The organism is Vibrio bivalvicida (genome assembly GCF_001399455.2).
Lineage (GTDB): Bacteria > Pseudomonadota > Gammaproteobacteria > Enterobacterales > Vibrionaceae > Vibrio > Vibrio bivalvicida.
In genome coordinates this window covers 1-12,891 of sequence record NZ_LLEI02000042.1, presented here as the reverse complement: position 1 = coordinate 12,891, position 12,891 = coordinate 1, and the positions used below count along the sequence as shown (strand labels likewise).

Here is a 12,891-nt window from a genome sequence, read left to right as displayed (position 1 = left end):
AAAAAATACCCTAATAAGAAAAAAGCCAGTCAGCTTAACTGACTGGCATTAGCCAGTGGGTGCCTTTCTTTTTTGCTCTAGATCTCTCTGGAGTATGTAAGTGCTCCAACCACTTACATTTTCACGATATTTTTACAGAAATTAGATGCGATCTTCAGATGAACCTTTTATCCTAGCGAGGTTTTTTAAAGGAAGTTGAATATGATCATCAAACCTAGAATTCGTGGATTTATCTGTACCACAACGCATCCTGTGGGTTGTGAAGCTAACGTAAAAGAACAAATTGCTTACACAAAAGCACAAGGCCCAATCAAAGACGCACCTAAGCGTGTACTTGTTGTTGGTGCTTCAAGTGGCTACGGTCTATCTTCTCGTATCGCTGCGGCATTTGGTGGCGGTGCTTCAACTATTGGTGTTTTCTTTGAAAAAGAAGGCACAGAGAAAAAACCAGGCACAGCGGGTTTTTACAACTCAGTTGCGTTTGAAAAGCTAGCGCGCGAAGAAGGCCTTTATGCGAAAAGCCTAAATGGAGATGCTTTCTCTAACGAAGCTAAGCAAAAGACAATCGACCTAATCAAAGAAGACCTAGGTCAAATTGATATGGTGGTTTACTCACTGGCTTCTCCAGTACGTAAACTACCAGAAACGGGTGAACTAATCCGTTCATCACTAAAACCAATCGGCGAGACTTACACTTCTACAGCCGTTGACACAAACAAAGACGTGATCATCGAAGCAAGCGTAGAGCCTGCAACTGAAGAAGAGATCAAAGACACTGTGACTGTAATGGGCGGTGAAGATTGGGAACTTTGGATCAATGCGCTTTCTGAAGCGGGTGTACTGGCTGACGGCTGTAAGACAGTAGCATACAGCTATATTGGTACTGAGCTGACTTGGCCAATCTACTGGGATGGTGCGCTAGGTAAAGCGAAAATGGACCTAGACCGTGCAGCGACGGCATTAAACGACAAGCTTTCTGTAACAGGTGGCACGGCAAACGTAGCGGTACTTAAGTCTGTTGTTACTCAAGCAAGTTCTGCTATTCCTGTAATGCCTTTGTATATTGCAATGGTATTTAAGAAGATGCGTGCAGAGGGTGTACACGAAGGCTGTATGGAGCAGATCTTCCGCATGTTCAGCGAGCGCTTGTACAAAGAAGATGGCAGCGCAGCAGAAGTGGATGATAAAAACCGTCTGCGTCTAGATGATCTGGAACTGCGTGACGACATTCAGCAACACTGTCGTGACCTATGGCCTCAAATTACTTCTGAAAATCTAAAAGAGCTAACTGACTACGTTGAGTACAAAGAAGAGTTCTTGAAGCTATTCGGCTTTGGTGTTGAAGGCGTAGACTACGAAGCTGACGTAAACCCAGATTACAAAGCAGATTTCATCGCGATCTAATAGCGGACTGCGTCCTATCTATGGAACGCTTCGCTTGTGGAAAACGAGATCGGGCTTCGCCCTTCGAGATGAACCCCGTGCATTACTCGGTCATTCCATAGACTGACGAAGGAGCGAGTAGGAAGTCTCAATCAGTTATCTACTTGCTTCAAGAGATCCCCAACTCAGTCGTGCCTCCCTCTTGAGGATGACATAAAAAACAAAGGGTTGACACAATGTGCCAACCCTTTAATTTTCTCTCCAGCTCTCCAGCTCTCCAGCTCTCCAGCTCTCCAGCTCTCCAGCTCTCCAGCTTTTGTCTTCCTATATTGATAGATCTCATCTTAATTGGTGGTTGTTTTCGTGATATCACTAAAGTATCGGTCCTGTGAATGCATTTTCGGTGTATTAATATTCTTATGTATGATAAATGTTGTCTCAAATTTATAAATGTTTGGGATGAGAATCCCATTCTGGTTCTTATTGGTGTTTTCGTATGCTGTTTATACGTCCATTTAAACTTTCTCATTTATTGTGCTTATTCGTCTTCCTAACTTGGGATAACTCCGCTCTTGCGAATACACCTTTAGGGCCGCTTGCAACTCAAGATATAGAAAGAAAACAGCAGGAACGGCTCGAGTCTTTAGAGAAAAGCAACCAGTCACTTCAAGATTTGGTGCCATCGAAAGTGATCCCTGAATCCGATAAAACAACTGATGGCGCATGTGTTCAAATAAAAGCAATCACTTTCTCTGGCAATAATGTCTTTGGTGACAGCACACTAAAGCGTATCTCCAAGTTTAAACCTGGCTGTATTACTCTTACACAGATTAATGAGTATCTAAGGCTTATCTCCAACCATTATATTGAAGCGGGTTATGTGACGTCGCGTGCATTCATGACACCTCAAGATCTTTCTAGTGGCACTTTGAAGATCGTGATCCTCGAAGGGAAGGTGGAAAAAGTACTTTTGAATGGCGAAGAGCGTCAGTGGTTACATATGGCGTTTCCAATGATTGCTGATTCGATTTTAAATCTTAGGGATATTGAGCAAGGTCTTGACCAAATTAACCGATTGTCTCGTTATAATGCGACAATCAAATTGCTCCCTTCCTCTAAGCAAGACTACTCTGTGGTCGATCTGCAAACCCCTTTAGGCAAACTTGGTACACTCGGAGTGGGTTTCAACAATAGTGGTCAGGAATCAACAGGCGAAGAGCAAGTTGTTCTTAGTGTGTCTGGAGAAAATTTCTTTAAGTGGTTAGATAAATGGAATTTGTCAGCCACACAAAGTGCTGCTTTTGTCGATTCCAAACAGTCAGACAGCTTGTACTTAGGTGTCGATATCCCAGTCGGTTATTGGAATGTTGGCTACAGAACCTCATACAGTACATACAAAACTACCTTCTCAAATTCAGGCTTTACCTTCGACTCGACCGGAAAAACCAACAGCCACTACCTAGATACTAAATGGTTATTTTTTAGAGATGGTACGAGCAAGTCAGCGCTAAAACTCACTGCGAGTCATCGTCGTGAGAAGAACTACATCCTTGGCAATTTGGTTGATGCTAGTTCTCGTAATTTATCAGCTTTGAACCTCGCTTGGGAGCACAGCACCCGGATTGGAAAGGGGTTTCTGACTGTCTCTCCGAGTATCTCGATAGGAACTGACTGGTTCGGGGGGGAAGAAAACCTATCCGGTGATCCTAGTGTGGCGAAAGCACAGTTTCGTAAAGGCATGCTGACAGGCAGTTATACCTATCCAATGACACCTAATTTGACTCTGACTTCAACACTGTTTGGTCAGTGGACCAATGACACCTTGTATGGCAGTGAGAGAGTGAGTATTGGTGGTGAATACTCGGTACGTGGATTCAAAGGGACTTCACTTTCTGGAGATGAGGGCTATTACTGGCGTAACGATGTGACTTATCAAATTGGGCAGTGGCCATACGTTGGTGCCATTTCTGCTCAGGTAGCCGTTGACACGGGTAGCATTGCCGAGGACTCGGCAGATCAATACGAAGGTGGCTCTTTGATGGGTTCCAGCTTCGCCTTAAGAACATCACAAAAACACGCGTCTAGCTCCTTCACATTGGGGTTGCCTATCGCTGCGCCTTCAAGGCTAAAAAAAGACGACTTTGTTGTGTACTACCGAATTGACTTAAAAATATAAAATACAGGTTGGCTAAATGAATAAGAAACTCACTTTAGGCAAGGTGTGCCTGACGTATGCTTTATGTGGTGTGATTACTCTGCAACCTGTTTTTGCCAACGTGGTCATCGACGGTAATTCAGGAAACACAAGTAAAACTGCTGCAGGTAATGGTGTTGAAGTCATCAACATTGCTACTCCGAATAGCCAAGGTCTATCTCACAACAAATATCAGCAGTTCAATGTTGACCCTTCCGGACTGATCTTAAACAACTCGACTGCTCAGCTTGCGCAATCTCAACTCGGTGGATTACTTCAAAACAACCCTAACCTCAAGGGGCAGGCAGCCAATGTCATACTGAATGAAGTGACGGGTGCAAACCGAAGCCAGCTAGAAGGTTATACCGAGGTATTTGGTCAGCAGGCGAATGTAATTTTAGCCAACCCATACGGGATAACATGTGATGGATGCGGGTTTATCAATACGCCTCGAGTCACCTTTTCAACGGGTACACCAGAGATTCAAAATGGCTTGGTGAGTGGATTTGATGTTGCTGAAGGCAGTGTCACTATAGAAGGTCTTGGGCTAGATGCGACTCGTCAAACGTATTTCGACATTATTAGCCGCACGGCGGAAATCAATGCCAACATCCATGCTAACGATTTATCCATGGTTACCGGTTTAAACAAGGTCGAGTATCAAACGAATAAAGCGACAGAGAAACCTGCAGGCAGCGCCACTAATAAGCCCAAATTAGCGATAGATTCTTCTTCTCTTGGCGGTATGTATGCTGGCCGAATTTCTTTGGTTGCCACTGAAGATGGGGTGGGCGTTAACGTCGGTAATTTAGTCGCGAATGGTGGTGATATCGTCCTGACGGCAGATGGGACAATCCAATTAGCTGCGGCTAACAGTGTGGGTGACATTGTGGTTCAGGGGACGAATAAACTTGAACTCACAGGCAAGCAAGTGGCAGATAACCGCTACTCTGCTATGGCGAATAACGTCAAGTTGACGAATGCAACGATCGTAGGTGGTAACGTCGTTTCACTAGATGCCGAGCAAAGTACGATCGCAGAGAACAGTAATCTTATCAGCGGATTGAGCAAGAATGGCACATCTAGCCAAAACGCCGTATTAAATATCAAATCGAAACAGTTGATTTTGCAAGAAAGTCAATTGTCTTCTCACGGAGAGTTGACTAGTGAGGCTGCCCAGTTAAGTCTAGATTCGAATAGCGGAATTAAAGCTCGTCATGCGACTTTGAATAGCGTGTCTTCACTGAAGAATAATGGTCAAGTACATTCAAAAAATAATCTGAATATCACAGGTGCAGAGATGACCTTAGCAGGTTCGGGCTCGATACAAGCTAATCGCGTTGCTGTGTCATCGGACAACGCCCATATCCAGACAACGATTACAGGTGACACAGTCTCTGCCCATAGCGTTAGTAAATTAACGATTGCACAAGACGCCAAGATAGCAGCTACAAGTCACCTAAATCTTCAATCTCACACCTTAGAACAAAATGGTGTGTTATCGACGCAAGGTAGTGCCACCTTAAATGCCAAAGATCTCAAGCAAAGTGCAACGGGTTCAATTGCGGCGGATAGTGATTTATCGCTGATAAGCGATAATCAGAAACTTGCAGGCTCAATAAGCTCTCAGGGGAAAGTGCTCTTACAGGGTAAAGATCTTCAATCTGAAGGTGTGATTAAAGCAAAGCAGATCGAGATAGAGTCAACTGAAAAGGTGCTAATTGCCGCTCCATCTCAAGTATTATCTGCAGAGCATGCTTCTATCAATACAAGAGAATTGACCAACAATGGTCAAATAAAAGGCGGAAGTATATCCGTTCAGAGTACCGCTAGTGTGGAGCAGAATGGAACCATTGCCAGTCAGGAAAGCTTAGACATAGATGCTGCCTCATTAACCTCTTCAGGCGACATAGTTGCTCAAGGTGATTTACGTATTAGTGCCACGGGAGATGTAACAAACAACGCTAAGCTGTTAGCAGGGAAAGCACTTTCTCTTACTACCAATACTTTGAGCAACAAAGGTCAGATTAAATCTGGTACCGATACGCATCTCGATGTGAAACAAAAGCTGAACAATGCTTCGTCAGGAATTGTCTCGGGCAATAAGACTACCATAACAGCGAATGAACTAACTAATGCTGGAACACTGCAGGCGTTAGACGCGTTCAACCTTACCGTCTCGTCACTAGTGAATCGAGGTAGCATTGTCGCGCTTGGTGATGGAACATTGTCTAGTGTGGGAGCAATTAATAACCAAGGAGTAATCTATGCGGGAAACAACGCATACCTTTACTCAGACAGCCTACATAATACTGCGGATATTGTTGCTGGTAACAACTTATTGATTGCTCGCAACTCCGGCAAACAAAGAAATACAAGTGTGACCAATAACTCCGGCACGATTGAATCTTTGGGAGGGGATATTGGGATTTATGCTGATACGATAATTAACAAAAGAACAAACCTTACGGCGGAGAATTCTTCTATAGTCGATAAGCGTTCTGTGTATACGAAGCTTTTCAATGCCAAAGGAACAAAACACCAGCCCGCATATAAATACTCTATGGAGTGCTATCAACATTGTGGAAGCCAAAGGCACCATCCACGTTATCGGCCTGAGTATTATGTTACCAGTGGTAGCACTTTTAGTGTAGTGGTTTTGAGAGAGGGACTAAAGCTAAGTAGAAGTACTCAAGCTGGGAGAATTGTAGGACTAGGAATTATAAAACTGGAGAGTCTATCGATTCTAAACGATGGCAGTCAGATTTCAGGGGGCAATGTTGATATTTCGTCAGGCTCTTTGGTCAATAAGGGCTACGACTTTTACGAGTACACAACGTATTATGATTACGAGCACCAAGTAGGGCAAGCTTCGCAGAAGTCGTGGTTTAGTGAACCAACTTTTGAAAGAGTTGGTGTTAGAAAAGTAAAAACGGGTGTATCAGAAAAATTATCTTCCTCAATTACAGCGACCAACAACTTAACTCTCAACGTTACTAACAAGGTCAATAATTCAACACTCAAAGCTAACGCAACTGCGGTAACACCAACCAAAGCGGCGTCTCAACCAAAGCAAACTTCAGACACTTCATCTGTTGCTGGCTTTGATGTAAATTACTTAGACACCAGCAACGTTGCTTTTCCTAAATTTGTCTTCCCCACTAGCCCAAATGGATTATTCGTTATTTCACCGGATCCTAGTGGAAAATATTTAATCGAGACCAATCCGGCGCTCACTAATATGGAAGAGTTTCTAGGCTCTGACTACTTCCTATCTAAAGTAGGATTCAATCCGGAGAAAAACGTCAAGTTTTTAGGGGATGCTTTCTATGATAATCGACTGATTAGCCAAGCTATATTTGAGCAAACTGGAAAACAGTTCCTCAATCGCGAAGTAGGCAGCCAGCTTGAGCAAATGCAGCAGCTTTTGGATTCTGCAGGGGAACAAAAGCAAGCGCTGGAATTATCGGTCGGTGTCGCGTTGACCCCTGAGCAAACGGCGCAGCTCACTAATGATATGGTGTGGTATGAAGAGGTTGAAGTTAACGGTCAAAAAGTACTCGCACCAAAACTTTATTTAGCCCGTGCAACGCTTAATCATGTTGAGTCTGGGGCCCTGATCGCCGCGGAAAATGTTGAAATCAATGGAGGTAGTTTAGAAAACTCTGGTGTTCTGAGTGCAGATAAATCATTAGACATCAATAGTGGGGATTCAATCACCAATATTGGAGGAAAAATTGCCAGCAACGGGAAGGTATCCCTAACAGCAAAAAATGATGTGACCAATATCAGCGGGGATATTCTAGGCCAAGAGATTGAGATTCGTAGCACCGATGGCAGCTTTATCAATGAGACAAAGGTGACCAAGACCAGTGCGAGTTTGGGGAACAATTCGGGTATATTTACTGATATCGGGCAAACAGCACGGGTAACATCAAACGGTGAACTGTCTATTGAAGTAGGCAAAAACGTAGAAAATAGTGCTGCTACCATTTCATCGACAGGGAACGTGAGCATTAAAGCGGGTGAGAACATCATTGTTGACTCGAAAGAGAATACGCAAAGCTATGATGTTCGTTCTAGACGTGGGCGTGTTAGTGAGAGTAAAACAACTCAGTTGGCATCATCTATTGCTTCCGGTGGCAACCTAGCATTGGATGCAGGCAATAGCCTGACTATCTCCGCAAGTGAAGCTAACGCAAAAGGTAACCTTTCACTCAAAGCTCAAAACGATATCACGATTCAGACCGCGTTAAACAAACAGTCTGATCATCGATCGAATGCGTATCGTACTGACATTAATCGCAGCACTCAGCACCAAGGTTCATCGCTGAGTGGTTCAAGTGTTTCTATGAACTCAGGTGGCAAAGCTACAGTATCAGGCAGCTCAGTTTCAGCAACAGACTCGGTGGATATCTCAGCCAAAGAAGATGTATCTATCCTCGCCGTCAATGATAGCCACTACCACTACGATAAAACAGTCACCAAAAAATCATTTGGCCGCAGTAAAACAACCATTAATGAAACTTACCGAGAAGCGGTCAAAGGCAGTTCTATTTCGGCAGGTGATAGCATCTCTATCAAAGCTCAGAACCTAGATTCAGTAGTAACGGCTGGTGGTGATAGTGATATCAATATTATTGGTTCAGCGCTTAATGCTGACAATGAAGTGACTCTATCTGCCGATGGTGATGTCAAGCTCGCAGCCCAAACATACAAAACGTTTGAACGCCATGAAACCATCAAGAAAGGTTTTGGTGGGTTAAGCAAGCGCAATAAAGGCACCCTTGAAGATGCCACTTTGTTGAACAGTAGTTATCTGATTAACTCAGGTAATACATCGATCAACGCAGGTAAAGATATTGGGGTCATCGCCAGTGAAGTGACCAGTGGCGGAGAGGTTAACCTCAATGCCGTAGAAGACGTGTTGATTGCAGCGGGCGACGTGCTTAAGAAGAGCCAGCAGTGGGATGAAAAAATGTCATTCCTAAGTGGTGGTAATCTGTTTGAGATGGAGAAAAAGCGCCAAGGTGAAGAAACCTCCACGGCTCAATCAAGCTCAATTCAATCAGGTGGTAGCCTTACTGTTAACGGTGGTTCGGTCAAAGTCGTTGGCTCTGAGCTGAATGCTGACCACAATGTTAGCCTGACCGCTGATACGGGCGACGTCGAGATTCTAGCCGCTAAGGAAATGACTAAAAAGTTTGAAAGCGAAGAGAAGCTCTCCATCAGTTTAGGCGATGGCTTGGATGGTGCGAGCGTTGAAGATGGTCAGATTAAAGTATCTCTAGGTGAGGCGACTTACGACAAAGTCAAACAGCAAAGTGACGCGTTGAATCACAAAGGCAGTGTGGTGAGTGCTCAAAATGACATAGCGGTCAAGGCGGAGTCGTCCATACTGGTAGAGGGCTCAATGCTTGCTTCAGATGCTGACCAAAATAACCAAGGTGACTTGAGTTTAACTGCTAAAGAAGATGTCACGATAAAAGAAGCGGTTGATACGCTAAGTGAGCAACGTGAAGAAATTCATGGTAAAGCGGAAGCGAGTATTGTCGTTCAGCATCAAGCAGTTGAAGTAGCGAAAGCGGCTTTAGCGTTGAAGAAAGCGACTAAAAAACTCAAACAAGCGAAAGCTGATTTTAAGCAGTATAAAAAGGGTCTTGATTCTTTACAGACGACATTGGCAACGCTTGAACAAGAGTATAAAGCTAAAAAGCCAGGAGTCTTGTTTGAGGATATTGAAGAGCTTCAAGATCTTATTTCTGAAGTGAAAAGTGACGAATCTTGGTACGTAGCTGGTGTAGCGCTAGCGACTGAAGATGTTGCGTCAAAGACGACATTGTTAGTTCAGCAAACGGTCGCCGCAGCTCAAAGCACGGGGACTTATGGATTTAACGCAGGCCTGCACCTAGATATTGAAGCGAGTAAGACTAAGGCTAGCTCTCAACAGACGACATCGGTAGGATCACAATTAAGCGGGCAAAACGTAATTGTTCGCGCTGGGGAAGGTGAGGGTAACCAAGCCAACATAAGTGGTTCTAGTATAGCCGCTAACGACAATCTTGAAATTGCCGCGAACGAAGTCAACATAACCTCATCGCAAGATACTCATAATAGTAAGTCTGAGACTCAATCGGGCAAAATCGGCGCTTCAATGACGGTTTATGGCGCGTCTTCAGGCATTAACCTGAATGCCAGCTATGATCGCAATCAGAGCACTTCTTCTTCCATAACGCATAACAATAGTCAGCTTAATGCAGACAACATCACCATTACGTCAAATCAAGATACCAATATTAAAGGGGCGACAGTCGCAGCTAATGAAAGTTTAACTGTTGATGTTGGTGGTGATTTGAATGTTGCTTCCGTACAGGATCGTCATAGCTCTAGCCATAAAGGAATGGGCATAAGTGGGGGGATTTCTTTAACAGGCGGTCAAACTGCCGGAAAGAATGAGAAGCAGCCTCAAGGCACTTTAAAAAATATGGACGGAGCTGGTGATCTAGCAGGAGCCAATGGAGGGATTAACGCGTCCAATGGTCGAACACGTACCAAACAAACGGTACTGACTAGCCTAAACTCAGGTGGTTCCGCAGACATCACTGTAGCAAACAATACCGATGTGAAAGGGGCGCTGATTGCGACTACAGACGAGAATGGACAAGATAGCGAAAAACTGAACCTTACTACTGGAACACTCACTTACGCAGATCTTTCGAACACCAGTTACAACCAAAATAGAAGCTTGGGGTTAAACACTAGTGTCGGAGTAAATGACGGTGAGCTGGATTCAACCAATAACTCTACTTCTCTTCAATACAAGAACACGTCTGGTTACAGCAAGTCCAAGACGCTAGCAACAATAGGTCAAGGTCAGTTAACCATCGCGGACTCAGAAAACTCCCACGACACCAGCGCCCTAAATCGCGACACCGAGCATACCGAAAAGGACTTGTTTACTGTTGACCGTAAGCAGGGGGATATAGATGTTACTTTGGATCACCGTTTGCTGACCGAAGATGGGAGGGCGGATATTAAGGAAGACTTCAAGCGGACGGAGTTAATTGGCGATGCCGTTGTTGAAACTGCTTCTGAAGATAGTGTTGGTTTAATTGGAGATAAAGAACAAGGTGTATCTGGCTTTTTTGATCACTTAAATACTAAGAACAAGTATTTTGATGCAACAAAAGAGTTCTTAACGACGGAAGCTAACAGTGAGCATGCGACAGTAATTAATGATCCGAAAGCAACACCAGCTGAGAAAAAGGCAGCTTATCAGGCATTAACGAATCATATTGCAGCTGAATTTGGTATTAAACCATCTGAGGTAAAACTGGCTGATATTGGTCAGAAAGGTGCTTTTGTAGAAGGTGTTACTTACTTTGATGATAGTGAGCATAGTCGATTAGAGGATGCCGTAAACACTGTTGGTAATGAATCTTCTCACATGATTGATGCCGCTAATGCACCGAAGAATCAAGGTGAAAACTACGTCGCCAACCGCGAGGAGTATTCAAACCTAGTGGGTGACGATGTTGAAGGTTACTTGTCATTTAACTTCAGCAATCTAGGCAAAGGTGGCTTTGGAGGTTGGAATACTCAGAATGGGACAAGTAGTAGTGAAACAGTTAAAGCTAATACCAATGAGTTCAGCTTAATTAGACCGGATGCACAGAAGTGGGATCGTTTACCAACACCAGCTGAAAAAGGAATCATTACGAAGCTAGCTGGTGGAGATAAGAACAAAGAGCATGAACTATTGGCGGCTGGTTGCTCACTGATTAATTGTTCCAAAGAGTTTGCTCTGGGAAGTGAAAAAAGAGCGTATTTTGAAAGTCTTGAGAAAGAAGGGGCCAACTATAAAGACGCAAGAGCATTGTTACAGGCTCAATCTGTTAAAGAACAGGTATTTGTCGCTGCCAATATAATAAATGATAAAGAAAAACCACTTTTCACTTATACAAGTGACGATAATGTCTCGGATTTAGATAACTTCGCATTGGCTCAGACTTCAAAAGTGATTGCTGACGCTGTTGACTTGGAAGCTACGAATGTAGAGCATTTTCTTAAAATAATGGGTTATGCATCTGCTGGATTTGGTGCGGCGGCAGGGAGCTCTAAGGTAGCATCTAACCCTTCCAATATTAAGTTACCAGGTAAAATTGATAAATATAATGATAATAGTGGTGTGAGTGATGATTTAGCTCAACCATCTATTTCTATGGGAAAGAACGATGCACTTAAACCTAAAATCGATACTAATAGTAGCTATGTTAAGAGAGATGAAAGTAATCAGAATGGTACTAGTTCAGGGCAAAATCCTAATAATCTAGGGCAGGGTCCTCCTAATACTTCAATAGTTGAAAGTGAAGTTGATATTTTACAACTGATAGGAAAGAATCAAAGGAATAAAACAGATCTACCAGATACCGCTGAAACTTTAAACAATGGCGTCAGTATTACTAATAATAATGCAAGACAGTTGTTAGAGAAGAGAGGTGCAACCCCTGCACAAGCTAATGACACGGTCACAAGCTTTGACGGGCAAATAAAAGCGATTGCAGGTAAAGAAGGAGATCAGTTTGTCATAACAGAAACTACTACAGGGAGCGGTAGTGGACGTTTTGTCACAAGGGAGTCTGCAGGTTCAACTCCAACTGAAAGAATAGAAAAATTAGCTTTACCGAAATCTAATACCGCAGAAGTTGAACATAACGTTTCGTTGGGCAGTGACCAAGTTTTGTTGGAAGGTAAGGTCAAAGGTCAGCAAGATCAATCATGGGCACATGACAATGCCATAGGTGGAGGTAATCAGGTTGTCACAAATGGCGATGTAAAACGAGATGGTGAAGCAAAATGAGTATAAATAAACACAATGAAGAGATTGTAAATGAGATCGTAAGAGCTTTTGATGAGGCTGGTTTTAATTTAGAAAGTCAAAGGCTTAAGAGCTTTTGGCAAGCGCTAAACTCAGTTGAAAGAGAAAAGAAAACTGCTGCTGCTCAAAGTATAATAGGATACTGTCACCCTAAAGCATGGGGGGATCTATCGGTAGCAGGGAAATGTCATTCTTATAAATCGATTCAAGAGTGGGATAAAGCTTTAGCGAAGCTAACTAAAATAGCCAAGAACCAGCTAAAGCACCATAAAAGGAATGCGCAGACCTAGATCACTGTTATTATTTTTGTTTGTTTCCTCACAGATGCCACTCATCCGAGTGGCATCCCTCTTCCCACACCCACCCAATCCACCTACAGAAGGCTTTGTTGCTTAATTAGGTGAGAATACATAATAGCCCAATACTGTTCAGTTCT

The 12,891-nt window shown here is 43.4% G+C and carries 4 protein-coding genes; all 4 read left to right on the top strand.

Annotated elements, in window-relative coordinates; translation table 11 throughout:
- Positions 1-201: 201 nt before the first annotated feature.
- Positions 202-1,404 (top strand): enoyl-ACP reductase FabV, encoded by a 1,203-nt coding sequence (gene fabV / locus APB76_RS14360; protein WP_049846887.1) that lies wholly within the window; start codon positions 202-204, stop codon positions 1,402-1,404.
- A 475-nt stretch (positions 1,405-1,879) separates the two neighbouring features.
- Positions 1,880-3,559: a ShlB/FhaC/HecB family hemolysin secretion/activation protein gene (locus tag APB76_RS14355; protein ID WP_054963611.1), complete on the top strand. Its 1,680-nt coding sequence runs from the start codon at positions 1,880-1,882 to the stop codon at positions 3,557-3,559.
- A gap of 16 nt (positions 3,560-3,575) precedes the next feature.
- Positions 3,576-12,437 carry a two-partner secretion domain-containing protein gene (locus APB76_RS14350; protein ID WP_054963610.1) on the top strand — a complete coding sequence of 2,954 codons (8,862 nt, stop codon included), beginning with the start codon at positions 3,576-3,578 and terminating at the stop codon, positions 12,435-12,437.
- Positions 12,434-12,745: a hypothetical protein gene (locus tag APB76_RS14345; protein WP_054963609.1), complete on the top strand. Its 312-nt coding sequence runs from the start codon at positions 12,434-12,436 to the stop codon at positions 12,743-12,745. Before APB76_RS14350 ends, APB76_RS14345 begins: the two co-directional genes overlap by 4 nt.
- Positions 12,746-12,891: the final 146 nt, after the last annotated feature.

Excerpts from the sequence above, each read along its gene's own strand:
- APB76_RS14345 (WP_054963609.1), top strand. The coding sequence starts at position 12,434 with ATGAGTATAAATAAACACAATGAAGAGATTGTAAATGAGATCGTAAGA.
- fabV (WP_049846887.1), top strand. The coding sequence starts at position 202 with ATGATCATCAAACCTAGAATTCGTGGATTTATCTGTACCACAACGCAT.
- APB76_RS14355 (WP_054963611.1), top strand. The coding sequence starts at position 1,880 with ATGCTGTTTATACGTCCATTTAAACTTTCTCATTTATTGTGCTTATTC.
- APB76_RS14350 (WP_054963610.1), top strand. The coding sequence starts at position 3,576 with ATGAATAAGAAACTCACTTTAGGCAAGGTGTGCCTGACGTATGCTTTA.